The sequence below is a fragment of the Mesorhizobium sp. WSM4846 genome, from assembly GCF_055811415.1.
The window spans coordinates 97,936-122,383 of sequence record NZ_JBVVPZ010000015.1 but is presented as its reverse complement, the minus strand read 5'-3'; the positions used below and the strand labels follow the sequence as shown (position 1 = coordinate 122,383).

The window sequence follows — 24,448 nt, the reverse complement described above, 5'->3', positions numbered from 1 at the left end:
CCGGTCCTCCCGGCGAAGGAGAAAACTGTCACCCATGCAATCAGTCCATTCTGTTACCTATCTATCCGGTTCGGACAGCGGTTCCCGCACGGAATGATGTGGAGCTTGGACGACGGCGCGCCTTCCAGATGATCGTGTACACCGCTCCATCCGGGGCTAGAACTCTGTGGGTGTCACGCGCGCCTCGCCCGAACGCTCAGCCACCGATCATTGGGCTTTCCGATGCACCGACGTACCTCGCTGACGATCCAGCCGGCGTCTGTGAGTGCGGACCGCAGGGCAGACTCGCGCCAGTACGTCTCGACGTAGTGCCGAGGCGCTGCAGCGCTGCCGTGTGTGGACACATTCTCGCCATCGCCCTCTCTAACCGAGGCGTGCAGTCGGCCACCGGGCCGGGTCGCCTCGGCAAGCCGTGCAAGCAGCGTGCCGAAATCCTCGCGCGCGACGTGAATCAGGCAGGCACAGGCCCAGATCCCGTCATACGGCGTGCCGGGACGCTGCGGGTCGGCCAGGTCTTCGGTCAGCGGGTCCAACAGGTCGGCCTCGAAGCCACTCTCGCGAAGCGGTTCGACGAAGCCCTTCGAAATGTCGGTGCGCCGGACGCTGATCCCCCGCTTCTCAAGCTCAAGTGCATCTCGCCCGCCACCGCTTCCGATCTCCAGCACCCTGCCAGAGCCACCCAGCTCGGTCACGAACGCATCGATCTCTGTCGCGACCCATTCTGGCATCGCCGCGGCCTCGGCAGCGTACTCCGCCGCGACCGTATCATAGGCCCGCACGGTATCCCGGTCGGTGCTCATCCTGGCGCTTCTCCTTCAAGACAAGAGGCCTGATGAGCGAGAGGGCCATCAGCCCGTTGCGGCCCTTAGACTTTCGGCAGTTGGTGACGTCGCGGGCGATTTGCTTCCCAGCCATAACAGAAATTCGATCTGAGACACTACCGGGCAGCCACGCTGATTGACACTTCGAAGCGACGTTTGGTCGGGAGTTGTCAACGAGGGACATTGATCTGAGACAACGACGATTGTGTGCGACGCGCGCATTGTGAGACTTCGATGAGGAGTTCCGCCATGATAATTCGACAACTATCCCTCGCCCAATGCACCGCCCTGATTTCTGAGAACCGGCTCGCGCGGCTCGCCTGCTCGTCCGGTAACCAGCCCTACCTTGTGCCAATCTACTACGCCTACGACGATAGATGCACCTATTCCTTCACTATGCCGGGCCGAAAGCTGGACACCATGCGGGGCAACCCTCAAGTGGCGCTTCTGGTCGAAGAAAAAGGTGAGGCCCGTTCTTGGAAGAGCGTCGTCGCCGAAGGCCGCTTCGAGGAGTTGCCCGACCGCATTGACATCAAACGAGAGCGCGACCGGGCCTGGTCTCTGCTTAGCCAGCACGCCAACTGGTGGGAACCCGGCGCGCTGAAGCCCGTCGTTGCACCGCTCGTCGACCATGCTTCGCACGTCTTCTTTCGAATCCATGTCGAGCGGATGTCCGGGCGGGAGGCCCATGAGAAATGAGGCAGAGCGGCGGATCCGCGTCGACGTCGAGCGTCCAAGCAGCTACTCGACCAGCAGGGCGAACGCTTTCCTGACGGCCGCTCAGTGCATTTGGAGGCTTGGCGCGGCCTCCGGCTCCCAGTCAGTTTTCCAAGAGCCGCCGTCCTCCTTGGAAAAGGAAGACCGGCGGACGAGGTCGGCGAAGCTGTGGCCCGGATGGCAGCGGCCATATCGCCGCGACGTTTCCTTCCTGATCGCGGGATCGTGGTTCGGCGCGCCTTGGCGCCAAGCCTGCCTGTCCGCTCGGTCCATCACTTCCGCCTCCTTGACGCGGCCCCCGCCGTCCGCGCCATTTCGCGTCTGTTGGCCCGCGCTACCTGGCCGCCACGGCCTGGCCGAAGAGTTCGGCGAACACGGCTTTGGCCTTGCCGGTCTGCTTGACGGCCTTCGCTGCGTCGAGGTTGACCGGCTGGCCCACCTCGATCAGGGCGACCATGCCCATTCCGTAGTGCGGCGCACACTTGACGCCGTAGACGCCTTCCTTATCGAGCGTTACCGTGAAGACCTCGTTGAACTTGCTCTTGAAGGCCTTGCGCGACGCGACCCGGAATTGGCCAACATTCACCTCGCCCTTTTCGAAGAAGTCGGCTTCCGACGAGAATCGACGGTAGGAACTTATCGGAACCCCCGATTGCTCCCCATTCTACAAAGCTCGTATTGAACGCGCCCGTTTATGCCAGCGACGTGACGGCGGCGCTATGCAGCCGGCCCCTTGCGCCTGTTCTCAGACACCAGCATGAGCGCATGCGGGTCAGTCACGGTGACCTTCTGGCGCCCGCTCCTTACAATACCCTGGTCTTCCCAGGCGCTGAGCAGCCTGCTGACCGTATGCAGCGTCGTTCCGGTCATCTCCGCGATGTCCTGACGCGTGATTGGAAAGTCGATCTCGATCCCTTCTGGCGTCTTTCGTCCGGACTGGCTGACGATACGCAGCAACGCGTGGGCGATGCGCTGCTCGACCTGCTGGGTCGACATCTCCATGACCTGCGCCTGGGTTTCCTGGAGGCGGGAACCGATCGTGCGGTAGGCACTGGCCCCGAACGTCGGGAAACGCGATTGCAGTTCTGCCCACGCGGAATTGGGCCAGGCGAGGACGACGCAATCAACCGCCGCGACCGCGGACGCCGGATAGGTCGTCCTGCCCATGGCGATGGCGATGCCGAAGAGTTCACCCTCGGTGATGTATCGAGCGATCACTTGATGCCCTTCGGGCGAGGTGCGGACGACGCGGATATGACCCGACAGGAGCAGGAAGAAGGACGTGGCCTCCTCCTCTTGTCCGAAAACCTCCGAATCCTTGGGAAAGCGGGAGGACCGCGCCCGCGAGGGAATAGCATCGAGGTCTTTGCCGTCGAGGCCGGCAAACGCGGGCAATCCCGAAATCAGGGACCTGTCGAGAGGCATTGTCTTCGCTTCCAGTCTGGGGCGCTGTTCCTGTGGGGCGCTGCTCCTGTGGGGCGCCGCTCCTGTTCGATTTCTAGCGGCTATTTGCGCCAGCGCAAACTGCCTGTTGGCGACACGCACTATAAAGCCTTCAACGGCATTGGAGCCGCATACCAGGAAAGGACCAGGAAAATGAAGAAGCTCATCGCAGCGCTGGCGCTAGGCGCGGCCGTCGCGATCGCAGGCGCGGCTGGCGCGGCCGAAATCGAGGTCACGATGCTGAACAAGGGCGAGAAGGGTGCGATGGTGTTCCAACCCGACTTCGTCAGCGCCGCCTCCGGCGATACCATTCGCTTCGTGCCGACCGACAAGGGCCACAACGTGGAAACGATCAAAGGCATGCTCCCGGAAGGCGCCAAAATTTGATCTGGATCAAGTCGCATTCAGCCGCGAGCGGTAATCGACATCAGCCAAACGTTTGGAATTCCAATGATCTCGGTGACGGATCCGCTATTTTGCCAACTGCCTCTCCGGGTGGAGCGTGCCGCATGCGGCGCATGCGGTTCAGAGCGCCGCGACGCCATCACCGAGGAAGGCCGACGGCGCGTTCGCAAGCGGATCGCTGCTTATCGCCTCGAGAAGTTCCTGGGAGAAGGATTCCAGGTCGACCCGATGGGCGTGGCATGCGTCGGCGACCGTATGGAAGATTCCGATCGGACAGCCGATGCAGAGCATTCTGTTGCGGATCATCACCCTTATGGTTGCCGGCCATCGCCGCATGATCTCGTCGACCGTCATATCGGGATCGATGGTTTCAGGTTGGTTCACGATAGTCGTCTCCAAAGAAGGCCATCTAAACCGTCCGCCTCGCCCGGAACTTTGCGCAGGCGCAAACAAATGGCGGAACGAGCGGGCTGGGACGAATTGAGCGCTTGCCGTGCGGAAGTCAGGCACCTAAAAGTAGCAGACACGATACCACTTTGTGTGCTGCGATGAATTCTGCTGTTTACGATCGCGCCCGCCCGCAGGCGGAAATGCCGCTGTCCCACCCGTTGGTCGACCGCGGGTTCATTGCCGCGCTTGTCCGCGATTTCTACGTCCGCGTCAGGTCGGATACTCGCCTCGGACCCATCTTCGCTGCGGAAATCCACGGCGACTGGGAACCGCATCTGGAGAAGATGACCGACTTCTGGTGTTCGGTCATTCTGAAGAATGGCGCGTACAGCGGCCGCCCCGTGCCTGCGCACCTTAAGCTGAAGCAGGTGCGCGAGGAGGATTTCGACATATGGCTCGGTCATTTCCGCAAAACCGTCGAAGAGCGATGCCCGCCTGAGGTAGCCGAAGTGTTCGTCGACAGCGCCGAAAGGATCGCGCGGAGCCTGAAGGTCGCCATGTTTTTCCGGCTTGGTCGCCCGACCGCGGGGGCGGCGGGATGATAAACGCGGAAGGGCAGGCTTTTCCCGCCGAGAAGACGGCTTTCGTAGCGTGGGCGGGCATGCTCGCGCTGACGTCGCATTTTCGTCTAGCTGACAGCCTGCTAGGGTGGGTTCTTTCTGCGATGAGAACCAGGAATCCGCGGGATGCGTCTCACCTTTCAGACGGACTATGCGCTCAGGATGCTGATCTACCTGGCGGTCCACCGGGAAAGACCGTGCCGAGTAACCGACGTGGCCGCGGCATACGGGATATCACGCAATCACCTCCTGAAAGTGGCTTTCAGGCTCGGGCGACTGGGTTACCTCACCACGGCTCGGGGGCGCACCGGCGGCATAGCGCTCGCCCGGCGGCCGGAGGACATCAACTTGGGTGAGGTCGTGCGGCACATGGAAGACGACTTCGCTCTGACGGAGTGTATGCGCAGGGATGGCGGCTTGTGCGTCATATCCCCTGCCTGCCGGCTCGAGGGCGTCGTCGTCAAGGCGCTGCAGGCGTTTCTCGCTGTCTTCGATGGCTATACTCTGGCTGACATAGCCGCAAACAGATCCGAACTGGTGGAGTTGTTTGAAATGCACAGAGTTTCTGGGGAAGTTGCCTGAGCGAATGCCGTACCTGGAGGGAATGCATGATATCGAACCTCAAATCCTCTGAACGGCAGTACGCCTTGCTCATCGCGGTGGCAGTAGCGCTCGCGGGACTCGCCATGGCCGCCCTCGGACGCTCGGACACTCTCGGGGTGCACGGCGTCATCGTCATGCTTTTCGCGGGCGTCGTAATCTACCTCCTCATGTCGTCGTTCTACGGCGCCGAACCGACCGAAGACCGAGCAGTCTCCTATTACGACGATCCCATCAAGGTCGGGATCGTGCTGTCGATGGCCTGGGCTGTCTTCGGCATGTTCATGGGCGTGTGGGTGGCCGCGCAGCTCGCCTGGCCAGACCTCGCCTTCGATGCGGCCTGGTCCAGCTTCGGGCGGCTGCGGCCAACGCATACGTCCGGCGTCATCTTCGGGTTCGGCGGCAACGCACTCATTGCCACATCCTTCCACGTCGTGCAGCGCACGTCTCGCGCGCGGCTAGCCGGCCAGATAAGCCCTTGGTTCGTGCTTCTCGGCTTCAACCTGTTCTGTGTTCTGGCCATTTCCGGATATCTGCTCGGTACCACCCAGTCGAAGGAGTACGCGGAAGCCGAGTGGTACGCCGACTTGTGGCTGGTGATCGTCTGGGTGACCTACTTCATTCTTTACATCGCCACGATCGCGCGTCGGAAAGAGCCGCACATCTACGTCGCCAACTGGTACTTCATGGCCTTTATCCTGGTCGTGGCCATCCTGCACATCGTCAACAACCTCGCGCTGCCGGTGTCTTGGGGGCACGCCAAGAGCTACACGATCTGGCCGGGCGTGCAGGACGCGATGGTCCAGTGGTGGTACGGCCACAACGCGGTTGCGTTCTTCCTCACCGCAGGTTTTCTCGGCATGCTCTACTACTACCTGCCGGTCCGGGCGCAGCGCCCGATCTTCTCCTACCGTCTCTCGATCCTGAGCTTCTGGGGCATCACCTTCTTCTACATGTGGGCGGGTTCCCACCACCTGCACTACACCGCGCTCCCCCACTGGGTGCAAACGCTCGGCATGACCTTTTCCGTGATGCTTCTCGTGCCTTCGTGGGCATCCGCGGGTAACGCGCTGCTGACCCTCAACGGCGCCTGGCACCGGGTCCGTGACGATGCGACCCTGCGATTCATGATGGCCGCGGCAGTCTTCTATGGGCTCTCCACCTTCGAGGGCTCGTTCATGGCGATCAGACCGGTGAACTCTCTCTCGCACTACACTGACTGGACAGTCGGCCACGTCCATGCCGGAGCGTTGGGATGGGTCGCGCTCATCACCTTCGGCTCCGTCTACACGCTCGTCCCGGCGCTCTGGAAGCGCGAGCGGATGTATTCGGCCGCGCTCGTCGAGGTCCATTTCTGGCTCGCGATCGCCGGAACGCTGATCTACGTCTTCGCGATGTGGAATTCCGGCATCATCCAGGGTCTGATGTGGCGAACCTATACCGAGGAAGGCGCTCTCGCCTATTCGTTCGTCGATTCACTGGTGGCAATGTATCCATACTATATTGCCCGCGCCATCGGCGGACTGCTGTTCCTGCTGGGCGCACTGGTCGGCTGCTACAATATCTGGATGACGGTCCGTATGGTGCCGCTCGCGGCAGCCCGTGAGACAGACGCACCCGTCATCCCCGCCGCAGTACCGGGAGAATGACGGATGCCTGAACTTTTCCACCGCAAGATCGAGCGGTCCGCGATCCTCTTCGTACTTGGAATAATAGCTGCGGCCAGCGTTGGCGGCATCGTCGAGATTGCTCCCCTGTTCACCATCGACGAAACCGTCGAGCAGGCGCCCGACATGCGGGTTTACACCCCGCTGGAGCTCGCGGGCCGCAACATCTATGTCCGTGAAGGCTGTTACGCCTGTCACAGTCAGATGATCCGCACCCTGCGCGACGAGGTCGAGCGCTACGGTCCGTATTCGCTCGCCGTGGAATCCCAATACGACCGGCCGATGCTCTGGGGGTCGAAGCGGACCGGACCCGACCTTGCGCGTGTTGGGGGAAAATATTCGGATTTCTGGCATGTCGCACATCTGACGAATCCACGCGACGTCGTGCCGGAATCGAACATGCCCGCCTATACCTGGCTTGCCCGCACGACGCTGAAGACGGACGACCTGCCGCAGCATCTGGCGGCCCAGCGGGCACTCGGCGTACCCTATACCGAGGCGATGGTGGAAAACGCTGCCCGCGACGCCTACGGGCAGGCGACCCCCGACACTGATTTCTCAAGCGGGGTGACTGAGCGGTATGGTGACAAAACCCAGGTGAGCGCATTCGACGGCGTCACCACACACGTCACCGAGATGGACGCGCTGGTGGCCTACCTGCAGGTGCTGGGCAGGCTGACGGGAGCCGCGTACGAGGATACGGCGGCGCCGGAAAAGAAGCCGGACCCGGAAAGCTGACGGGAGGACCGATGATGGATTTCGACCACGACACGCTCGTTGCCCTGTCCAAGAGCTGGGGCCTTTTCTACCTGATGGGCTTCTTCCTCTGTGTCGTTGTCTACGCCTTCTGGCCGTCCAACCGGAAACGGTTCGACAGGGCCAAGACCAGCATCCTCGATCGGGACGACAAGCCATGGAAGTAAGCGAACGCGATCCCGCTACCGGCCGCGAAACGACTGGCCACGAGTGGAATGGCATCAAGGAATTGGACACGCCGGTCCCGCGCGGGGTCCTGATGTTCCTGATCGTCACGCATATCTGGGCGCTCGCATGGTGGTTCCTTGTGCCGGCATGGCCGTTGGGGACGACCTACACGAAAGGGCTTCTGGGCGTTGATCAGCGGACGACGGTTGAAGCCCGGGTGATGGAAGGCCAGCGCGAGCGCGCCGCCTGGACGGCCCGGCTCGAATCCGAACCTTACGACGCCATCATGGCGGACGAAGTTCTGATGCAGACCGTCCGTCACACCGGGCAGCAGCTGTTCGGCGACAACTGCGCCGCCTGCCACGGACGCGATGGCAAGGGCGGCGCGAACTATCCCGACCTCACGGACGACGACTGGCTGTGGGGCGGCGGTCCCCAATTGATCGAGCAGACGATGCGCGTCGGCATCAACACCGCCCATCCCGAAAGCCGTGTCGGGCAGATGCCTGCTTTCGGCCGCGACGACATGCTCGACCGGAACCAGGTGCGCGACGTTGCCGCCTATGTCTACTCGCTGACAAATCCCGACACCTCGACACCGCAGAACCTCGGCCGCATCAACGCCGGCAAGGAAGTCTTCGTGACGACATGCGCGGCCTGTCATGGCGAGAACGCGCAAGGCAATCGCGAGGTCGGAGCGCCGAACCTGACCGACGCGTACTGGATCTACGGCGGAAGCATGGACACCATCATCGCTTCCGTCCACGGAGGCCGGCAAGGCCACATGCCGACCTGGGACGAGCGGCTGACCACCGCAGAAATTCGGACACTTGCGCTTTTTGTCCATGACCTGGGGACGCGCCAGCCATGACCCCCCGCAGAAGCACTCGCCTTCCCGGCGGATGGATCCTCTGGTTGCTCGTCCCGGCGGGGCTGCTGCTCTTCGCCGGCGCCAACGCGCATCTTGTCTACGTGGCGTTCCAATCGCAGCCGGACTGCGTGGCGCACGTGAAGGATACCAGCGACGGCGGCGGCTATCGCGCCGCCAAGCCAGCCTGCTGAAGGAGAAAGTCATGGGCGAGGCCGACGAATCCTACTGGCTGCTGAGCGAGACATCCGGCATCGGTGAGACCCGGGATCCCAAGCTTCAACGCCACCTTCCGGTCCTGGAAGGATTGCGTTGGCTCGCTGAGGGCTGGCGCGATTTCTGGACCCGCCCCGCCTCCAGCCTCGCTTACGGTGTCGGCGTTTTCGTGCTTTCTTTGGCGTTCGTGTGGACCCTCGTCGAGTTCGGTCGCGACTATATCCTGTTCCCATCGCTTGCCGGCTTCCTGATCGTCGCACCGTTCCTGGCGATCGGGCTTTACGAGAAGAGCCGCGCGATCGGCGAAGGCCGCGAAATCGGGCTTGCTTCGATGCTTCATGTGCGACCGAGAGCGGGCGAGCAGATCTTCTTCACGGGCCTGCTTCTCTGTCTCCTGATGCTGCTCTGGATGCGGGCGGCGGTTCTCCTGTGGGCGCTGTTTTTTGGCGTGACGGCGTTTCCGGGCCTCGACAATGTGATCGGGATACTGATTGGCACGCCATCGGGATGGGCGATGTTGATCATAGGAACGGCGATCGGCGGTCTGTTCGCATCCTTCGCGTTTTCGATCAGCGTGTTTGCCGTTCCTATGCTGCTTGACCGGCGCGTCGATGCTCTGACCGCGATGGCCACGAGCATGAAACTGGTGTGGAACAACCTGCCGCCGATGATCGCCTGGGGTGCCATGGTGCTCGTGCTTTTCGGCATCTGCGTCGCCACTGGCCTTGTCGGCATGATCGTCATCTTCCCGCTGCTCGGACACGCGACATGGCACGCCTACCGGGCAGTGGCCCGGCCGGAGGCCTGATCGATGAGTTGCTGCGCGCCGGGATCCGAGGCGGCCCTGATGATTGGGCCCGGGCGGCGCGAGATCGTCCCGCAAGAGGTGGTCTTTGCGAGCCGAGATCTCGGCGATGGTACGATTCAGACGGACTTTTCCGTCCCTCAGGTGCATTGCGCAGGCTGCATCGGCGCGATCGAAGGCTTGCTCAGCCAAGTCGAGGGCATCGTTTCCGCGCGGGTGAACCTGACCGCAAAACGTGTCGTAGTGAAGTGGCGGCGGGACGGCGCCGTGCCGCCGATGATCGAAACGCTTCGAAAAGCCGGTTACGAAGCAACACTCGCCGAGCCTGAGAACGGAGACGGCGATCCGGAGATGGGCCGCTTGCTGCGCGCCACGGCCGTTGCCGGCTTCGCCGCCATGAATATCATGCTTCTTTCCGTCTCGGTCTGGTCGGGAGCGGACGCCGGCACGAGGCACGCATTCCACCTGATCTCCACGGCCCTCGCGTTGCCGACGCTGGCCTATTCGGGCCGGATTTTCTTCGCTTCCGCGTGGAGCGCCCTGCGCGGCGGCCGGACGAACATGGACGTGCCGATCAGCGTCGGCGTGCTGCTCGCATTCGGCCTCAGCGCATACGATACGGTGACGGGCGGAGCCCATGCTTACTTCGATGCGGTGACATCCTTGCTGTTCTTCCTGCTGGCTGGACGCGCTGTGGACCAGGCGATGCGCGGACGCGCTCGCGAAGCGGTCAGGTCGCTCGCGCGGATGATGCCGCGAGGCGCCACGGTGCTCACGCCTGATGGCGAACGCGAATATCGCGACGTATCCGCTATCCGCAGCGGCGAGACTGTCCTTGTTCTCGCGGGAGAGCGCGTGCCGGCCGATGGCACCGTAATTTCCGGAAACGCCTCGCTCGACCTGTCGGTTGTGACCGGCGAGTCCGCCCCGGAGTCGGTCCGACCGGGGGCCAGCGTGCTGTCGGGATCGCTCAACCTCGACGGGCCGCTGACGTTGCGTGTCGACCGACCTCAGAAAGAGTCCTTCCTTGCTGACATGATGCGGTTGATGGAGGCTGCCGAAGGCGGCCGCGCCCGTTATCGGCGCATCGCCGACCGGGCCGCCTCGCTTTATACGCCGGTGGTCCATCTGCTTGCCTTCGCCACCTTTGCAGGGTGGATGATCACCACCGGAGACCTGCACCGATCACTGACGGTGGCGATCGCCGTCCTCATCATCACCTGCCCATGCGCGTTGGGCCTGGCCGTGCCGATGGTCCAGGCCGTCGCTGCGCGGCGTCTCTTCGCTCTCGGTGTGACCCTCAAGGACGGCGCGGCTTTGGAACGGCTGGCCGAAGTCGATCACGTCGCACTGGACAAGACGGGTACGCTCACCTCAGGCCTGACAAAAGTGGCGTCTTTCACGGTGCCGGACGACGAGATCGAAGCGGCCTCCGCGCTTGCCCGGTTCTCTCGGCATCCTGCCTCGCGAGCGGTGGCGGCGCTGCATCCGGCCGGGCAGGCTGCCGTCGAGCAGATTCGGGAGGAGCCCGGAAACGGCATCGAAGGCACGGTCGGCGGCCGCGTTTACAGGCTCGGCCGCCAATCTTGGGTCGACGCCCGCTCCACTGCCGGTTCCGCCTCGGCCGAAGCCTGGTTGTCGGCTGACGGCCGCGTCCTCGGCGCGTTCCGGATTTCCGACAGCCTCCGTCTCGGAGCCGCCGCCGCTACAAAGCGCCTGCGCAGTCTCGGCCTCGGCGTCGAGATCCTGTCCGGAGACGTGGAAACGGAGGTAAGGAAGGTGGCAGGCATGCTCGGCGTAGCAGCAGCCACTGCCGGGATGCTTCCTCGCGACAAAGTCGCGCGGTTGGAAGTCCTGCGCGCGCAGGGACGCAAGGTGCTGATGGTCGGTGACGGCCTCAACGACGCGCCCGCATTGGGAACGGCTCACGTGTCGATGGCGCCCTCCTCGGCCGCGGACGTCGGGCGCAACGCGGCCGATCTCGTGTTCCTGGGCTCCAGCCTGGACAGCGTTCCGAAAGCGATCACCATTGCCCGCAAGGCCAGGCAGCTCGTCACCCAGAACATTGGGCTCTCCATCCTTTACAATGCGCTGGCCCTCCCGCTCGCGGTTACAGGCCACGTTACGCCGCTGGTCGCGGCGGTGGCGATGTCCACATCATCCATCCTGGTGGTTGCCAATGCGCTTCGTCTTTCGGGTCCGAGCCGAGATCCGCAAGGAATACAAGGTGGCGTGACGTCCACTCATCTCGCGGAGGCTGCATGAGCCTGCTCGCCTGGCTGGTCCCCGTAGCACTCGGCATGGGCCTGGTTGGGCTTCTCGCCTTCCTCTGGTCGATGAAAAGCGGCCAGCTCGAGGACCTGGACGGAGCAGCGGAGCGGGTGCTTCTCAACGAGGCGGCCGACACCCCGCTGCCGGATATGGAACAGCCATCACCGAACAGGCGTTGATCTCTAAGGGAAGCGACAATGGGCGAAACTGCCGACAGAAAATTTGACTGGATTGCGGGGCTGGCGACTGTGTCCGGCGTTGCGGTGATGGTTCCAAGCGTTGTCGCGCTTGCAGTCGCCCTGATCGCGGTGATAGCCGCTTTGTTCTAGGCAGGAAACGACGGCCACAGCCCAGCATCACGGCCGCACGGCCGGCGTCTCGATCAGCAGGCCGCGGGCCCGCTCGGTCAGATGGAGCTCCAGGTCGACGAGTTCGGCTGCGCCGAATGCGAAGGGCTCGGCTCTGACCCCGATCATGCAGTTGCGCAGGCGCCGCTGCAGCGAACCGACCGTCTGCCACTCCAGTCGGTAGAGCGGATAGCCGGTCGGATGCGCCTGCGGGATGACGCTGCCGCCGAGCCGTTTGCCCCAATTGTCGTCGTGGCAGGAGGCGCAGGAGAGCTCGAGCTGTCCGATGCGGCTCTGGAACAGACGCCGGCCGTTGTCGCGAAACCGCGCGAGCCGGGCGTCGGTCGCCGGCGTGATTGGCATGCCGCGCGACTGATGCATCACATAGGCCGTCAGGGCGAGCAAAGCGTCGGACTCCGGCGCCAGCGGCTCGGCCTGCTGCCGCCCCGCTCGACAGGAGTTGATACGCCCGGCAAGGTCGATCGGCCGGCCCGTCGCCGCGTCAAAGGCCGGGTAGCGCGCGGCAACGCCGCGCATCGTCTGGCGGGCATCGTCATGGCAGCCGGAGCAGGCGACATCCGCCCTGCCCTGCGCCTGTTGCCAGAGCTGTTCGCCCTGCAGCACCCACAGCATGCCGGGATTGCTCATGTCGTCGGCCTGCAGCGCCTGCGTCTGCGGCGTCATGAAGTCGAAGCCGGAGCGCTTCTCGACGTCTTCGAGGCCGGCGGCGATGGCAATGCCGCAGACGACCGCCGCGATAATCCCCACCAGGCCCCCGAGGGCGCGCATCAGCTCACCGTGATCGTCGCCGACGCCGTTTGGGTCTTCCCGGCATCGTCGGTCCAGGTGAAGTCGATCGTGCCGCTCGTCGTGGCAACGAGCGTGAAGGCAATGAACGGATTGGCCGATACCGCTGGAAAGAGATCGGCCGAAAACACCTCCTTGCCATTGTAGGTGCAGGTGAAACGGCGGATGATGTCGCGGGGGATGTTGGAGCCGTTCGGGCCGATACGATAGCCGGTTTCCATGGGATGGGCGATCATCGCCTTGATCTCGACGACTTCGCCCTGCCTGGCCACTTTCGGCACATTGACGAGCGCGCGCGCCATTATGAAAGGTCCTCGATACAGGCGGCCAGCGTGACGATGGCGCTCGCCCGGCTCGACCAGAAGCTGCCGTCGCTCATCTCAGCGACCGCGACAACGACCTGCGAGGTCGCGAGCCGGATCCGCGTCGAGACCATGGCGCGGCCGGAGCGCGCCCCGAGGTGGAAAACCGCGACATTCGCCTCCGGGTTTTTCTCGTTGAAGACCGCGATGCGCCGGACATGGTCGTCTTCGGTCATCGGGCTCTCGGCGACGACTGTGATCCCGACCGCGTTGCCGTTCTCTACCAGAGGCGGCAGGTCGAGCCGGACGCGGCCATCGAGAACGTTGGCGCCCCCGGTGAAGGTCCGGATCGCTTCCTCGAGGCTCGGACGGGCAACGGCCCAGCGCGGCAGGCTGATCGCCAGCAGGCCGGTCATGCCGGCCCGAAGAAACTGCCGCCGTCCGACCAGGCCTGCGTAAACTCGAAGCGGGTCTTGGTGCATGATCACCCCTTCAGCGTCGTGAGATAGGCGACGATATCCTCGATATCGGCGCCGCCCAGGATCGGCTTGCTGCGCCCGACGGTGGCGACGCGCCGGCCCTGCTCATCCGCGACCCGATAGTAGGAAGGCATGATCGTGTTCGGCACCAGCCGCTTCATGTCGACGACGCGCAGCCGGATCTGGCCTTCCGAAAGTCTTGCCCCGACGCCGGTCAGGTCGGGCGCCAGCGTGCCGTGCAGATGCGCGTCGGGAAACGGCCCGCTGTGGCAGAGCGTGCAGAGGCTGCGCTGCCGGCCCGCGATCAGCGCGGCGCCGCGCGCCGGATCACCCTTGTCGACAATCAGAGGTTGCATGATCGCATCGCCGGTCACGACATAAGACCCCGTCTCCTCGCCGGCACCGGGCGAGGCCGCAAGCTGCAATCCCATCAGAGCCAGAAAAGCCACCCTCATCATGCGAAGACTTCACTGGTGATCGTTCGGAACCAGTCCTGCGCATAGGCCGCTTCCAGTTCGCGGACGGAAAGCGGCGCTTCGAGCGGGCTGGTGCCGCCCGCACCCTCCACCTCGGCAAGCAGCCCGTCACGTGGCTGGTAGACGCCGGCGATCGAAATGCCGTAACCGGGCGCGACCAGGCTGTAGCAGGTGTTGATGAGCTTCGGCTGCGCCGGCTGCCGCTCCCTGACCAGGGCGGCGACCGCGGCGGCGCAAGCTTTTGCCTGGGCGTTGGCGCTGAAGGCGGATTTCGGCATCGCCCCGCCGATCGCCGCGTCGCCGATGACGTGGATCGCCGGCTGCAGGCGGGACTCGAAGGTGACCGGGTCGATCGGGCACCAGCCCGTCTGGTCGGCAACGCCGGCCGACTGCGCAATCGCGCCCGCACGCTGCGGCGGGATCACGTTGGCGACATCGGCAGTGTGATTGCCGAACTCGGTCACCAGCGTCCTTGTCGCCGGGTCGACTTCCGTCACCCTGCCCCCCGACGACAGCGGCACCCATTCGATCAAGCCGGGATAGAGTTCTTGCCAGGCCGCTTCGAACAGCCGCTGCTTCGAAAAGGCGTCCTTGGCGTCGAGGATGATCAGTTTGGATCTGGGTTTGCTGGTCTTGAGATAATGCGCGATCAGGCTTGCCCGCTCGTAGGGACCGGGCGGGCAGCGAAACGGATTGGCTGGCGCGGCGAGGATGACGACCCCACCGTCCGGCATCGCCGCGAGCTGGTCGCGCAGCAGCAGCATCTGCGCGCCAGCCTTCCACGCATGCGGCATGATCGCCGCCGCCGCCTCGTCGTAGCCCGGCAAGGCGTCGAAGCGCAGGTCGATGCCGGGCGCCAGCACCAGCCTGTCGTAGTCGATGTCCGTGCCATCCTCCAGGCGAACACGCCAGCGCTCGGCATCGACGGCGACAGCCCGCTTGCGGATCAGCGCGATGTCGCCGAATTGGTCATAGCTGAAAGTCTGCGCCTCGATGCCACGCAGCCCGGCAATCACGGCATTGCTGAACGGGCAGGCCAGATAGGCGGGCTCTGGCTCGATCAGCGTCACCGCAAGATCGCGATCCAGCCGTTTCAGCGCGCGGGCGCAGCTTGCCCCGGCAAAGCCGCCGCCGACAATGACCACGCTGGGCTGCGTCTGTGCGCGCAGCTGCGGCGCGGCAAGGACGGCCGCGGCGACGCTAGCCGCCACGCCGCCGATCAGGGCTCTACGGCTGGGCATGGCGTACGGCCTCCGGCTTGGCGAGCCATTCGGCGATGGCGCGCGTCTCCGCCTCGGTAAATCCCCTGGCGATGCGGTCCATGACCGTCGCCTTGCGCCCACCGGAACGGAAGGCGTGCATCTGGGCGACGATGTCGTCTGCCGCGTGGCCGTCGAGCGAAGGGATGGCTGAGCCGAGTGCCGCCGGCCCGTGACAGCCGGTGCATGCCGTAGCACCAGGCGCCGCGTCGGCCCATGCCGGCGCGCTGGCCGCAAGCGCCGCAAGCAGGACAGGCGCCGCAAGCAGGACAGGCGCGAGCGCCCGTCCGCCAGGCCTGTTCTTCGCGCGCCTCATATCAGGCGAGGTCATGGTTCTTCAGCGGCAGCGTGCGGATGCGTTTTCCGGTGGCGGCGAAGATCGCATTGAGGACGGCCGGCGCGGCGACCGCGATGGTCGGCTCGCCGACGCCGCCCCAGAAGCCACCGGACGGCAGGATGATCGTCTCCACATCAGGCATTTCGGCCATGCGCAGGACCTCGAAGCTGTCGAAGTTTTCCTGCTCCATGCGGCCGCCATTGACCGTGCATTCGCCGTAGATGCAGGCGGAAAGGCCATAGACGAAGGAGCCCTCGACCTGCCGCTCGACTTGGGCGGGGTTGACGACATGACCCGGGTCGGTGGCCGCCACGATGCGATGGATCCTGAGCTGCCCATCGGTCACCGAAACCTCCGCTGCCGCCGCCACATAACTGCCGAAACCCATGATCTGCGCCAGGCCGCGGTGAATGCCGGTCGCGGGCGGGGTGTCCCAGCCGATCCGTTCGGCAACCGCCTCCAGCACCGCGAGATGTTTTGGATGTTTGGCCATCAGCTTGCGGCGGAAGGCGAGCGGGTCGACGCCGGCCGCATGGGCGAGTTCGTCCATGAAACACTCGACGTAAAGCGCGTTCTGGTTGAGGTTGACGCCGCGCCAAAAACCTGGCGGGATCGGCGGGTTGCGCATGGCATGGTCGACAAGCAGATTGTCCACCGTATAGCCCAGCGTGCCTTCGGTGCCGCTGAGGACGAGGCCCTGGAAGACCACCGGGTCCATGCCGTTCTGCATGCCCTGCGGCCGCACCGCGGCAAGGATCGACTGGCCGGATATGCGCATGTGCAGAGCGGTCAAATTGCCGTCCGCGTCGAGCGCGCCCGTCAGCCGGCATCGGGTGGTCGGGTGATAGGCGCCGTGCAGCATATCCTCTTCGCGCGACCACATGAGCTTTACCGGCGTTCCCGGCACCTGCTTGGCAATGCTGACCGCCTGGCGCACATAGTCCTGGAAGTTGCCGCGCCGGCCGAAGCCGCCGCCGAGATGGATCTTGTGCACCTCGCATAGCTGCACCGGCAGGCCGGCGGCCTCGGCCGCTGCCGCAAGGCTGGCCTCGCCATTCTGGGTCGGCACCCACACCTCGCAGCGCTCCGGCGTGTAGAGCGCCGTCGCGTTCATCGGCTCCATGGTCGCGTGGTTCTGGTAGGGGAAGGCGTAGGTCGCCGTGACCGTCCGGCCGGCGGCGGACAGGGCAGCACCGGCGTCACCTTGCCTGGCGCCGATGAAGGCGTCGTTTGCGGCGAGCCCCTCTTCGAGCATCGCCGCGATCGAGGCGCTGGTGACCTGCCTGTTGGGACCTTCGTCCCAGGCGATCGGCAAGGCATCGAGAGCGGTCTTCGCCCGCCACCAGGTGTCGGCGACAACCGCAACGGCGGTCTCGTCGACTTGAACGACAGTGCGCACGCCCGGCATGCCCGCCACCGCCGCCGCGTCGAAACTCGCTACCTTGCCGCCAAAATACGGGCAGGCCCGGATCGCCGCGTTGAGCATGTTCGGCAGCTTGAGATCGGCGCCGTAGACTTGGCTGCCGTTAAGCTTGTCGGCCGTGTCGAGCCGCGGCAGCGGCTTGCCGGCTATGGTCCAATCCTTCGGGTCCTTGAGCGTGACATTGGCGGGCGGCGTCATTCGCGCGGCGGCGGCAGCCAGCTGTCCATAAAAGGTGGCGCGATCCGACGCTGCATGCGTGACCATGCCCATCCTTGCGGTGCATTCGCTGGCCGGGACGCCCCATTCGGCGGCCGCGGCGGCGATCAGCATCTCGCGCGCAACGGCGCCGCCAATGCGCACATACTCGTGCGACTCGCGGATGCCGCGGCTGCCGCCGGTCGAGAAATTGCCCCACACGCGGTCGCGCGCCAGGTTCTGGGCCGGCGACGGGTATTCCGTCGTGACCTTGGACCAGTCGCAGTTCAGCTCCTCGGCGACGAGTTGCGCAAGCCCGGTCAGTGTCCCCTGCCCCATCTCGGAGCGGGCAATGCGGATGACCACGGTATCGTCGGGCCTGATCACCACCCAGGCGTTGATCTCCGGCGCCGCCTCGCCGCCCTCGGCGCGTGCCGGCTTGATGAACGGCACGTTGAATCCGAGGGACAAGCCGCCGGCCGTGGCGGCCACGCCGATGATGAAGCTGCGGCGGGAGAGGGAAATTGTGGCGTTCATGACTGTTCTCCTCAACCGCGTTGCGTGGCTTCGCCGGCTTTGGCGGCCAGCTTGATCGCGGCGCGCACCCGGTTGTAGGTGCCGCAGCGGCAGATGTTGGTGATCTCGGCGTTGATGTCCTCGTCCGCGGGGTTCGGGTTCTGCATGAGCAGACCCGCCGCAGCCATGATCATGCCGGCCTGGCAGTAGCCGCATTGCGGGACGTCGAGCGCCAGCCAGGCCTGCTGGACCGGATGCGAGCTGTCCGGCGAAAGCCCCTCGATAGTAGTGATTTGCTGGTCGGGCTCGACCGCGCTCACCGGAAGCACGCAGGAGCGCGTGGCGACGCCGTCTATATGGATGGTGCAGGCGCCGCAGGCGGCAACGCCGCAACCGTACTTCGTTCCGGTAAGCCCGATCTGCTCGCGGATCACCCACAGCAGCGGCGTGTCCGGATCGACCTCGATGTCACGTGGCGTGCCGTTGATGATCAATCTGGCCATTGTGCAATCCTTTCGATCAAAGGCTGGCGAGGATCGAGTCTGGATGCCGCCCCTGGCGACAAAGACCGGACGTCCCGGCTAGCGACGGGGCCAAGTTAGGCGGGAGCTGTCGCAGAACCTTGTCCCGAACACCGGCAGTTCATCGCAAGTTGTCGCGGGCGCAGTGCTCTGATACATTTCGTTACACTTCTCACGCTTTGTTGATGTCGGGCGAGATTGCCGCCATGGCGCGGAAGGTGATCATCCGTGTAGACGCAAACTAGATATCGTCGATACTGACCGACTATTCAGCGGCGACCTTGGGAGCATTGCATGGAAGTGGCGCAGCACATCGCGGTCGTCGACGACCACAGGGACATCCGCGATCTCGTGGGGAAATACCTCACGCAGCAGGGTTATCGCGTCAGCGTCGCCGACAGCACGGCCGCGCTCAAGCGGCTGCTCGACCGCAGCCTGCCCGATCTAATCGTCCTCGACGTCATGATGCCTGGCGAGGACGGCATTGCCGCCTGCCGGCACGTGCGCGGAACGGTCGACGTTCCGATCATCTTCCTTACCGCCATGGCCGAGGAGGTCGACCGGATCGTCGGCCTCGAGATCGGGGCCGACGACTACCTGACGAAGCCGTTCAATCCGCGGGAATTGCTGGCGCGGATCAAGGCTGTGCTCAGGCGCGTCCACAGCCTGCCGCCGCAGCGCGGTCGGCTCAAGTCGAACGCGCTGCGCTTCGACCGCTGGACGCTGAATGTCGGCCGCCGCGAGCTGGTCGGGCTCGACGGCGTGGCGGTCGCGCTCAGCACGGCCGAATTCCGCCTTCTCACCGCTTTTATCGAGCATGTCGGAATCGTGCTCAGCCGGGATCAGTTGCTCGACCTCACCGTCGGGCGCTCGGCCGACGGTTTCGACCGGGCCGTCGACAACCAGGTGAGCCGGCTGCGCAAGAAGATCGAGGCGGACCCGAAGAATCCGATGCTGATCAAGACGCACTGGGGCGGCGGCTACTGCTTCACCGCCGAGGTGGCCCAGGCATGATGCTGTTATGGAGACGCAGCCTGGCGGCCCGCTTCCTCATGCTGGTGCTGCTTGCGCTCGCCCTGTCGCAGGCGATCACCTTCCTGATCTCGTGGGACGAGCGCGGACAAGCCCTGCACGCGGCGGCCAAGGGCGAGTTCGTCAGCCGCACGTCCTCGCTTGCCATTTTGCTGGACACGACGCCGCCCTCGCTTCGACCCGACATCCTCAACGTCAGCGGCACGGCCTATACGCGCTTCTGGACCTCGCACGACGGGCCGAGCAATCCCCTCGCCTGGCAACAGGAGGCGCTGACGCAACTCGCCAAGCCGCTGCCCGGCATTGCCGCCAAATATGCAGCCTACATGAACGGGCAGGCCTCGAACGCGGTCGCTGCCGCCGATCCTTCGGTGCCGCCGCGCATGCTGGACCTGTCCGGGAGTGGCAGCCCGTTCACGCGACCTGCCAAGTTTCTTTATCTGGACGGCGCCCCAAACGGCATGGGGCTTTCCGTCCGCCTTGACGACAGCACCTGGCTGAATGCCGCCTACGCCAAGGTGATGCCGAGCGCTTTCTGGACCGCGCAATCGGCGATATCGCTGGCGCTCACCGCGCTCATCCTGTCCGCCATAGCGATTTTCGGGGCGCAGGCAATCGCGCGTCCGCTGCGACGGCTCGCCAATGCCGCGGAACTGTTTGGCCGCGGCGAGGCCGTGCCGCGGCTGCCGGAATCAGGGCCGGACGACATCCGCCAGACCGCCGAGGCGTTCAACCGCATGCAGGAGCGCCTGCAGCGCTTCGTCGAGGACCGCACGCGCATGCTGGCGGCGATCAGCCACGACCTGCGCACGCCGCTGACCTCGCTCCGGCTGCGCGCCGAGTTCGTCCAGGATCGCGATCTCCAGGAAAAGATGCTGAAGACCATCGAGGAAATCCAGACGATGACGGAAGCAGCGCTCGCCTTCGCGCGCGAGGACGCCGCGGTGGAGGAGACGCGAACCGTCGATCTTTCGGCGCTGGTCGGCAGCCTCTGCGACGACCTCGAGGAGCTGGGCCAAAACGTCACCGTCAGCGACGGGCCCAAGGTGCTGTATCGCTGCCGGCCGGACTCGCTGCGCCGGGCGATCCGCAACCTCGTCGAAAATGCCGTCCGCTATGGCGAGCAGGCCAGGGTGAGCCTGGTCAGGCGCACCGACAGCCTGGACATCGTGGTCGAGGACGCCGGGCCCGGTATTCCGCAAGCCGACATGGAACAGGTGTTCGCGCCCTTCTTCCGCCTGGAGCAGTCGCGCAACCGGGAGACCGGCGGCGTCGGGCTCGGCCTGTCAATTGCCCGCGCCATCGCCCGCCACCACGGCGGCGACATCGTGCTGGAAAACCGGAGCAACGGCCTTCGCGCGATCATCAGGCTGCCGCTCATCGACATGGCCAAGCAGCTTGCCCCGGCGCCGGTGCCTGAGACGAGCCCTCCGACCGGACTGCGATCCTTGCCGGCTTGACCGAAACCCGTCCCGCGATCGCGCCAGGCCCGCTGCATAGGCTCAACGGGTGATAGATTGGCCCGAGTTCGTCCCACCCGCGAGAGACTCGCCTCCGTCAGCGACCAGTGCATGGCCGGTCATGTAGGACGACTTATCGGACACCATGAACAGAATGACCTCGGCGATCTCGTCGGTCGTTGCGAAGCGGCCCATCGGGACGATGTTGGCGATCGCGTGCTCCAGCGCTTTGCGGCCGCCGAGTTGGTCCGTGTAGGGTTCGTTGAACGGCGTATCGACCCAGCCGGGGCAGAGCGAATTGATGCGGATGCCGTAACGCGCGACATCCAGTGCGATCTGGCGGGTCATGGTGATCGATGCGGCCTTGCTGGTGATGTAGGCGGTCATCGCTCTGTCGAGGAAGACGCCGGAGTTCGACGACGTATTGAGGATGACGCCGCCGCGCTGTCTCTTCATGACCGGTAGGACTGCTTGGCAGGCGACGAACTGGGCATGCACGTTAACCGCCCAAGAGTGATCGAAACCGGCGCCGTCGATCTCCTCGACGCTGCCCGCGACCTGCACACCGGCATGATTGTGCAAGATGTCGATGCGCCCATGTCGATCGGCCACGTCCTGGATGACGCCGACGACGGCTGCATCGTCGGTGACGTCGACTCGGATGGCCTCGCCGCGCCCGCCGGCGGCGGCGATGGAGTCGACCGTGCCACGCGCGGCATCGAGATCGCGGTCGGTGACGATGACCGTCGCGCCCTCGCGCGCCATGGCTTCCGATCCGGCCTGACCGATGCCGGAGCCGGCACCGGTGACGATGGCGATCCGCCCCTGAAGTATCATTCGATTTTCCCCTAGTACCGGCGGCGAAACAGATTGCGGCGCTCGTAAACGGCGACCGCTTCGTCGATCAGCGCCGCGATGGTGTGCGCGCCGTATTCGCGACGCAGCAGCTCGGCGCGCTCTTTGAGCAGATGGGCTTCGGGAATCCGGCCCGGCCGCAACATTTCATAGGTGTCCAGAATGAGGTCTTGCGGGACGGAGACGAGGTCGGCGGCGCGTTCGAGATTGAGCGCAAGCCGGTCGCGGCCCGCATCGCGGGCGATCGATGCCTGAAGTCTGAGCACGTCGGCCGAAATCCGGATGTCTTCGGCACCGATCCGTTCCGAAATCACTGCGTCGAGCGTCAAATCGGCAAGCGGCATGCCCGACGCCGACACCGCCTGATCGGGCGCGTTCTCGGAGATGGGATAGAGGTCGAGAGGGGATGTCACGGACGAAGCCCTCCTTGCCCGATTGCAAACGCGACATCGAGCGGCGGGGCATCCGGCACTACCAGCCCGGTCTCTATCGCGTAGAGCATGGCGACGCGCACATGGTAGCGGGCGCCAAGGGCCTGACCTTCGGTCGGCACGATGACGGGTTCCGGCGCGAGCCCCAGCGCGTGGAGCGCGGCGTTGCGGCCCATTGCGCGGTAGTGATCGAGCGTCGTGATCGGTGCATTCGAGAACAGTTCGATGTTCATGTGCGGCAGCCGGTCGGCGCGGTGGATGACTGCGGTGCCCTTGGCCTGGATGCCGATGGCATAACCCGAGCCGGAGAGGCGCGCCGCGGTGAGGCCGAGGAAGGACGTGTCGGCGGTATGTCGGATGCGGACGAGGCGCGGCACGCCGCCGCCCTCGCTCACACCATCGGTCAGGGCCAGCACCACGTCGATCAAGTCGTGGCCGGCTGTCGTTTGCGTGAGCTCGTTGCCGAATGCGGGGCTGAGGCCAATCACCACCTCGCGCGGATCCGTGCCTTTGCCGGCCTCGCCGCCTGGAATCAGCCATGGCTCCGAGGTCGGGTCGACGCGACGCTCGCTCTCCAGCACCTTCTCGCGTGTCTGAACATCGCGCACGCCTCGGACCGCTTCCCATCTAGCTTCGGACATTCGATATCCGCTGCCCGGCCCCCGGTAATCGTTGGGATCGTTGAGCGCGCTGATGACCTTGCCGTCGCGCAGGATGGCCGAAGTCTGCAGATAGTCGCCGGAGATGCGCTGGCGAAGCATCAGCAATAGGTTCTCGGCCTCGCGCCCGAAGCCCCGTTTGTGCAGCGCCCGCACCACATCCACCGCCGTTAGTCCGCGATCGCGAATGGCTTCGCTGATGCGCGTGACCTCGCCTGTCGAGAAGGTTTCGGTATCGAGCGAGCCCGAGGCGGCGGCGACGGAGAGCATCCAGGCTTCCGGCACTTCGGCGAGGCCAAGCTCCTGGAAGACGGCGGCCAGCGCCTTGATCGCTTGCATGCGGAGCTCGCGGATATTGCTCTCCTCAATGGGCGTCAGCCCACCATCCGCCTCGAGGTCACGCTGCAGAGCGAGGAAGTCCTCGACGTCCTCGCCGTTGAACAGGGATGGGTTGAACGAATTGTCGTATTTGCGGATCGATCCCATGCCGGAACACAACAGGTCGGAGCCTGCCATGAGGAAGGGCGTGATCTTGGCGCCAACCCGGATCTCGGACTCGCTGACGCGGGTGTCGTTGCCGGAGGCGCATTCAAGGCCGAGCCAGACGGCGATGAGGTTTTCGGCCATGAGCTCGCGCATGCCCCCCGCCATCGAGACGGTCAACGGCGCGCCGTCGATGCCGCCGTTCTGCGTTCCCTGTACGCCCACGGCGCGCTGCAGGCAGAGGCAACGGGCTTCCAGGTAGAGAACGGACTGATGTTCGTGAAAACCCATCAGCAGCTCGGAGGATGCGCCAGACGTGCAGCGTGCCTTGATGCCGCGCGAGGCGTAGGCGGCGGTGAGGAAAGCCTTGGACCAGGGTGTGTCGTCGCCATCGACGAACGCAGCTTCCGTGCCATAAACCGATACCGTCTCGGCATAGGAAGTGAAGCCAGCCATGCCGATGCGCAGCTCTTCCGCTTCCTCGATCGAGCACTGGAACAGCACGCCGCCACGCCCAACCGACGCGCCGACGGCGCAGGCGACGGCGTTGGCCCAGGAGTTCGACGCAACGCGCATCGTCGTCTCGATCTCGTCGAAGCCGAGCGCCACGGCAACGGCGGCGTCTGCTGCAAGCTGCAGAGGATCATCCTTAGCGTTGGTGACGTGCGCCTGGTTTCCCGGCGTGCGGCGCTGCCGCATTTTGGAATAGGCGAAGGTGATCTCCAGTGACGACAAGTGCGACACGACGGAAGCCAGCTTCGCCGGCGTCATGCCGCGAGCCAGCCGCTCGAGCCTTTCGCGCGGCACGTTGATGTCGACCAGCATGCGGGCGACTTCGACCGAATCCATCGCCATCGCCTCGTCGATCACGTCGAGATCGAGATGATGTGCGGCGATGAAGGAATCGAGGATGTCGAAGTCGGCTTCCGGCTTACCGTCGATCTCGACCACGCGTCCGTTCTCGACTCGCGCCGACGGCGCGGGGTCCCACGGGCTGTGAAAGGTGGCAAAGCCCGCTTCCGGATCCTCCGCGGCAAAGCGGTCGTGCCGCAGCGGCCGCGTGTCCCATTCATCGAAGCGGCGCCAGCGCGGGGGCGAAGTCATTGCGTCCCTCCCATA

28 protein-coding genes and 2 pseudogenes are annotated in these 24,448 nt (G+C 64.8%); 15 read left to right on the top strand and 15 right to left on the bottom strand.

What is annotated here, in order from left to right:
• Positions 1-173: 173 nt before the first annotated feature.
• Entirely contained in the window at positions 174-800 is a 627-nt protein-coding gene (locus tag AC0L15_RS15365) for a class I SAM-dependent methyltransferase (protein ID WP_287249182.1), read from the bottom strand.
• Positions 801-1,070: 270 nt separating this feature from the next.
• On the opposite strand from AC0L15_RS15365, the gene AC0L15_RS15360 reads away from it, so the two are divergent.
• Entirely contained in the window at positions 1,071-1,520 is a 450-nt protein-coding gene (locus tag AC0L15_RS15360) for a pyridoxamine 5'-phosphate oxidase family protein (RefSeq protein ID WP_023798485.1), read from the top strand.
• 352 nt (positions 1,521-1,872) lie between these two features.
• Here AC0L15_RS15360 and AC0L15_RS15355 read toward each other — a convergent pair.
• Together AC0L15_RS15355 and AC0L15_RS15350 are read right to left on the bottom strand one after the other, a co-directional pair.
• Positions 1,873-2,085: pseudogene (locus tag AC0L15_RS15355) on the bottom strand (plastocyanin/azurin family copper-binding protein); the annotation flags it as partial.
• A 170-nt stretch (positions 2,086-2,255) separates the two neighbouring features.
• Positions 2,256-2,963 (bottom strand): Crp/Fnr family transcriptional regulator, encoded by a 708-nt coding sequence (locus AC0L15_RS15350; RefSeq protein ID WP_287249183.1) that lies wholly within the window; start codon positions 2,961-2,963, stop codon positions 2,256-2,258.
• Between the two features lie 171 nt (positions 2,964-3,134).
• On the opposite strand from AC0L15_RS15350, the pseudogene AC0L15_RS15345 reads away from it, so the two are divergent.
• Positions 3,135-3,362, top strand: a pseudogene (locus AC0L15_RS15345) (plastocyanin/azurin family copper-binding protein); the annotation flags it as partial.
• 144 nt (positions 3,363-3,506) lie between these two features.
• Here the strand turns inward: AC0L15_RS15345 and AC0L15_RS15340 are convergent.
• On the bottom strand, positions 3,507-3,770 hold the full coding sequence (locus AC0L15_RS15340) for a DUF1858 domain-containing protein (RefSeq protein ID WP_023798488.1): 264 nt from the start codon (positions 3,768-3,770) through the stop codon (positions 3,507-3,509).
• Positions 3,771-3,934: 164 nt separating this feature from the next.
• Between AC0L15_RS15340 and AC0L15_RS15335 the strand changes: the two genes are divergently transcribed.
• The 11 genes from AC0L15_RS15335 to AC0L15_RS15285 all read left to right on the top strand — a co-directional run bounded on the left by AC0L15_RS15335 (position 3,935) and on the right by AC0L15_RS15285 (position 12,076).
• Positions 3,935-4,378 carry a group III truncated hemoglobin gene (locus AC0L15_RS15335; RefSeq protein WP_473496547.1) on the top strand — a complete coding sequence of 148 codons (444 nt, stop codon included), beginning with the start codon at positions 3,935-3,937 and terminating at the stop codon, positions 4,376-4,378.
• 144 nt (positions 4,379-4,522) lie between these two features.
• A complete protein-coding gene (locus tag AC0L15_RS15330; RefSeq protein ID WP_023798490.1) occupies positions 4,523-4,978 on the top strand; it encodes an Rrf2 family transcriptional regulator in 456 nt (151 codons plus the stop codon).
• Between the two features lie 26 nt (positions 4,979-5,004).
• The gene (ccoN, locus tag AC0L15_RS15325) at positions 5,005-6,645 is read left to right on the top strand and encodes a cytochrome-c oxidase, cbb3-type subunit I (RefSeq protein WP_023798491.1); all 1,641 of its coding nucleotides are present in this window, start codon (positions 5,005-5,007) and stop codon (positions 6,643-6,645) included.
• A gap of 3 nt (positions 6,646-6,648) precedes the next feature.
• Complete coding sequence (ccoO, locus tag AC0L15_RS15320; RefSeq protein WP_023798492.1) at positions 6,649-7,401, top strand: cytochrome-c oxidase, cbb3-type subunit II; 753 nt, start codon at positions 6,649-6,651, stop codon at positions 7,399-7,401.
• 14 nt (positions 7,402-7,415) lie between these two features.
• Positions 7,416-7,586: a CcoQ/FixQ family Cbb3-type cytochrome c oxidase assembly chaperone gene (locus tag AC0L15_RS15315; protein ID WP_023798493.1), complete on the top strand. Its 171-nt coding sequence runs from the start codon at positions 7,416-7,418 to the stop codon at positions 7,584-7,586.
• Entirely contained in the window at positions 7,577-8,458 is an 882-nt protein-coding gene (gene ccoP / locus AC0L15_RS15310) for a cytochrome-c oxidase, cbb3-type subunit III (RefSeq protein ID WP_287249185.1), read from the top strand. Before AC0L15_RS15315 ends, ccoP begins: the two co-directional genes overlap by 10 nt.
• Entirely contained in the window at positions 8,455-8,649 is a 195-nt protein-coding gene (locus tag AC0L15_RS15305; protein WP_023798495.1) for a hypothetical protein, read from the top strand. The genes ccoP and AC0L15_RS15305 overlap by 4 nt, the downstream gene beginning before the upstream one ends.
• A gap of 11 nt (positions 8,650-8,660) precedes the next feature.
• Complete coding sequence (locus AC0L15_RS15300) at positions 8,661-9,479, top strand: DUF2189 domain-containing protein (protein WP_287064541.1); 819 nt, start codon at positions 8,661-8,663, stop codon at positions 9,477-9,479.
• 3 nt (positions 9,480-9,482) lie between these two features.
• Positions 9,483-11,741, top strand: coding sequence for a heavy metal translocating P-type ATPase (locus AC0L15_RS15295; RefSeq protein WP_287249186.1), 2,259 nt, complete (start codon positions 9,483-9,485; stop codon positions 11,739-11,741).
• On the top strand, positions 11,738-11,926 hold the full coding sequence (ccoS, locus tag AC0L15_RS15290) for a cbb3-type cytochrome oxidase assembly protein CcoS (protein WP_023798498.1): 189 nt from the start codon (positions 11,738-11,740) through the stop codon (positions 11,924-11,926). Before AC0L15_RS15295 ends, ccoS begins: the two co-directional genes overlap by 4 nt.
• An 18-nt stretch (positions 11,927-11,944) precedes the next feature.
• The gene (locus AC0L15_RS15285; RefSeq protein WP_287249188.1) at positions 11,945-12,076 is read left to right on the top strand and encodes a hypothetical protein; all 132 of its coding nucleotides are present in this window, start codon (positions 11,945-11,947) and stop codon (positions 12,074-12,076) included.
• 27 nt (positions 12,077-12,103) lie between these two features.
• Here the strand turns inward: AC0L15_RS15285 and soxA are convergent, their stop codons facing one another.
• The 8 genes from soxA to AC0L15_RS15245 are packed head-to-tail and all read right to left on the bottom strand — an operon-like array spanning position 12,104 to position 18,391.
• Positions 12,104-12,883 carry a sulfur oxidation c-type cytochrome SoxA gene (gene soxA / locus AC0L15_RS15280; protein ID WP_287249189.1) on the bottom strand — a complete coding sequence of 260 codons (780 nt, stop codon included), beginning with the start codon at positions 12,881-12,883 and terminating at the stop codon, positions 12,104-12,106.
• On the bottom strand, positions 12,883-13,203 hold the full coding sequence (soxZ, locus tag AC0L15_RS15275) for a thiosulfate oxidation carrier complex protein SoxZ (protein WP_287064537.1): 321 nt from the start codon (positions 13,201-13,203) through the stop codon (positions 12,883-12,885). Before soxZ ends, soxA begins: the two co-directional genes overlap by 1 nt.
• Positions 13,203-13,685 carry a SoxY-related AACIE arm protein gene (locus tag AC0L15_RS15270; protein ID WP_287249191.1) on the bottom strand — a complete coding sequence of 161 codons (483 nt, stop codon included), beginning with the start codon at positions 13,683-13,685 and terminating at the stop codon, positions 13,203-13,205. The genes soxZ and AC0L15_RS15270 overlap by 1 nt, the downstream gene beginning before the upstream one ends.
• Positions 13,686-13,687: 2 nt before the next feature.
• Entirely contained in the window at positions 13,688-14,140 is a 453-nt protein-coding gene (gene soxX / locus AC0L15_RS15265) for a sulfur oxidation c-type cytochrome SoxX (protein WP_353813120.1), read from the bottom strand.
• Complete coding sequence (locus tag AC0L15_RS15260) at positions 14,137-15,399, bottom strand: FAD-dependent oxidoreductase (protein ID WP_473496546.1); 1,263 nt, start codon at positions 15,397-15,399, stop codon at positions 14,137-14,139. The genes soxX and AC0L15_RS15260 overlap by 4 nt, the downstream gene beginning before the upstream one ends.
• The gene (locus AC0L15_RS15255) at positions 15,386-15,748 is read right to left on the bottom strand and encodes a c-type cytochrome (protein WP_287249196.1); all 363 of its coding nucleotides are present in this window, start codon (positions 15,746-15,748) and stop codon (positions 15,386-15,388) included. Before AC0L15_RS15255 ends, AC0L15_RS15260 begins: the two co-directional genes overlap by 14 nt.
• On the bottom strand, positions 15,735-17,909 hold the full coding sequence (locus AC0L15_RS15250; RefSeq protein ID WP_287249197.1) for a xanthine dehydrogenase family protein molybdopterin-binding subunit: 2,175 nt from the start codon (positions 17,907-17,909) through the stop codon (positions 15,735-15,737). The genes AC0L15_RS15255 and AC0L15_RS15250 overlap by 14 nt, the downstream gene beginning before the upstream one ends.
• Positions 17,910-17,920: 11 nt before the next feature.
• On the bottom strand, positions 17,921-18,391 hold the full coding sequence (locus AC0L15_RS15245) for a (2Fe-2S)-binding protein (protein ID WP_023798506.1): 471 nt from the start codon (positions 18,389-18,391) through the stop codon (positions 17,921-17,923).
• 312 nt (positions 18,392-18,703) lie between these two features.
• On the opposite strand from AC0L15_RS15245, the gene AC0L15_RS15240 reads away from it, so the two are divergent.
• Positions 18,704-19,423, top strand: a complete 720-nt coding sequence (locus tag AC0L15_RS15240; protein WP_023798507.1) for a response regulator — start codon at positions 18,704-18,706, stop codon at positions 19,421-19,423.
• The gene (locus tag AC0L15_RS15235) at positions 19,420-20,901 is read left to right on the top strand and encodes an ATP-binding protein (protein ID WP_473496545.1); all 1,482 of its coding nucleotides are present in this window, start codon (positions 19,420-19,422) and stop codon (positions 20,899-20,901) included. The genes AC0L15_RS15240 and AC0L15_RS15235 overlap by 4 nt, the downstream gene beginning before the upstream one ends.
• 42 nt (positions 20,902-20,943) lie before the next feature.
• On the opposite strand, the gene AC0L15_RS15230 is transcribed toward AC0L15_RS15235, so the two are convergent.
• The 3 genes from AC0L15_RS15230 to AC0L15_RS15220 are packed head-to-tail and all read right to left on the bottom strand — an operon-like array spanning position 20,944 to position 24,433.
• Positions 20,944-21,738, bottom strand: a complete 795-nt coding sequence (locus AC0L15_RS15230; RefSeq protein WP_287249199.1) for an SDR family NAD(P)-dependent oxidoreductase — start codon at positions 21,736-21,738, stop codon at positions 20,944-20,946.
• Positions 21,739-21,749: 11 nt separating this feature from the next.
• A complete protein-coding gene (locus tag AC0L15_RS15225) occupies positions 21,750-22,169 on the bottom strand; it encodes a diol dehydratase small subunit (RefSeq protein ID WP_023798510.1) in 420 nt (139 codons plus the stop codon).
• Entirely contained in the window at positions 22,166-24,433 is a 2,268-nt protein-coding gene (locus AC0L15_RS15220) for a propanediol/glycerol family dehydratase large subunit (protein WP_473496544.1), read from the bottom strand. Before AC0L15_RS15220 ends, AC0L15_RS15225 begins: the two co-directional genes overlap by 4 nt.
• Positions 24,434-24,448 lie beyond the last annotated feature (15 nt).

Coding starts and splice junctions, on each gene's coding strand:
- soxA (WP_287249189.1), bottom strand. CDS start 12,883: ATGCGCGCCCTCGGGGGCCTGGTGGGGATTATCGCGGCGGTCGTCTGC.
- ccoP (WP_287249185.1), top strand. CDS start 7,577: ATGGAAGTAAGCGAACGCGATCCCGCTACCGGCCGCGAAACGACTGGC.
- AC0L15_RS15240 (WP_023798507.1), top strand. CDS start 18,704: ATGGAAGTGGCGCAGCACATCGCGGTCGTCGACGACCACAGGGACATC.
- AC0L15_RS15305 (WP_023798495.1), top strand. CDS start 8,455: ATGACCCCCCGCAGAAGCACTCGCCTTCCCGGCGGATGGATCCTCTGG.
- AC0L15_RS15285 (WP_287249188.1), top strand. CDS start 11,945: ATGGGCGAAACTGCCGACAGAAAATTTGACTGGATTGCGGGGCTGGCG.
- AC0L15_RS15220 (WP_473496544.1), bottom strand. CDS start 24,433: ATGACTTCGCCCCCGCGCTGGCGCCGCTTCGATGAATGGGACACGCGG.
- AC0L15_RS15270 (WP_287249191.1), bottom strand. CDS start 13,685: ATGCACCAAGACCCGCTTCGAGTTTACGCAGGCCTGGTCGGACGGCGG.
- AC0L15_RS15300 (WP_287064541.1), top strand. CDS start 8,661: ATGGGCGAGGCCGACGAATCCTACTGGCTGCTGAGCGAGACATCCGGC.
- AC0L15_RS15235 (WP_473496545.1), top strand. CDS start 19,420: ATGATGCTGTTATGGAGACGCAGCCTGGCGGCCCGCTTCCTCATGCTG.
- AC0L15_RS15245 (WP_023798506.1), bottom strand. CDS start 18,391: ATGGCCAGATTGATCATCAACGGCACGCCACGTGACATCGAGGTCGAT.
- AC0L15_RS15350 (WP_287249183.1), bottom strand. CDS start 2,963: ATGCCTCTCGACAGGTCCCTGATTTCGGGATTGCCCGCGTTTGCCGGC.
- AC0L15_RS15315 (WP_023798493.1), top strand. CDS start 7,416: ATGGATTTCGACCACGACACGCTCGTTGCCCTGTCCAAGAGCTGGGGC.
- AC0L15_RS15230 (WP_287249199.1), bottom strand. CDS start 21,738: ATGATACTTCAGGGGCGGATCGCCATCGTCACCGGTGCCGGCTCCGGC.
- soxX (WP_353813120.1), bottom strand. CDS start 14,140: ATGATGAGGGTGGCTTTTCTGGCTCTGATGGGATTGCAGCTTGCGGCC.
- soxZ (WP_287064537.1), bottom strand. CDS start 13,203: ATGGCGCGCGCGCTCGTCAATGTGCCGAAAGTGGCCAGGCAGGGCGAA.
- AC0L15_RS15330 (WP_023798490.1), top strand. CDS start 4,523: ATGCGTCTCACCTTTCAGACGGACTATGCGCTCAGGATGCTGATCTAC.
- ccoS (WP_023798498.1), top strand. CDS start 11,738: ATGAGCCTGCTCGCCTGGCTGGTCCCCGTAGCACTCGGCATGGGCCTG.
- AC0L15_RS15335 (WP_473496547.1), top strand. CDS start 3,935: ATGAATTCTGCTGTTTACGATCGCGCCCGCCCGCAGGCGGAAATGCCG.
- ccoN (WP_023798491.1), top strand. CDS start 5,005: ATGATATCGAACCTCAAATCCTCTGAACGGCAGTACGCCTTGCTCATC.
- AC0L15_RS15365 (WP_287249182.1), bottom strand. CDS start 800: ATGAGCACCGACCGGGATACCGTGCGGGCCTATGATACGGTCGCGGCG.
- AC0L15_RS15360 (WP_023798485.1), top strand. CDS start 1,071: ATGATAATTCGACAACTATCCCTCGCCCAATGCACCGCCCTGATTTCT.
- AC0L15_RS15255 (WP_287249196.1), bottom strand. CDS start 15,748: ATGACCTCGCCTGATATGAGGCGCGCGAAGAACAGGCCTGGCGGACGG.
- AC0L15_RS15250 (WP_287249197.1), bottom strand. CDS start 17,909: ATGAACGCCACAATTTCCCTCTCCCGCCGCAGCTTCATCATCGGCGTG.
- AC0L15_RS15295 (WP_287249186.1), top strand. CDS start 9,483: ATGAGTTGCTGCGCGCCGGGATCCGAGGCGGCCCTGATGATTGGGCCC.
- AC0L15_RS15260 (WP_473496546.1), bottom strand. CDS start 15,399: ATGCCCAGCCGTAGAGCCCTGATCGGCGGCGTGGCGGCTAGCGTCGCC.
- ccoO (WP_023798492.1), top strand. CDS start 6,649: ATGCCTGAACTTTTCCACCGCAAGATCGAGCGGTCCGCGATCCTCTTC.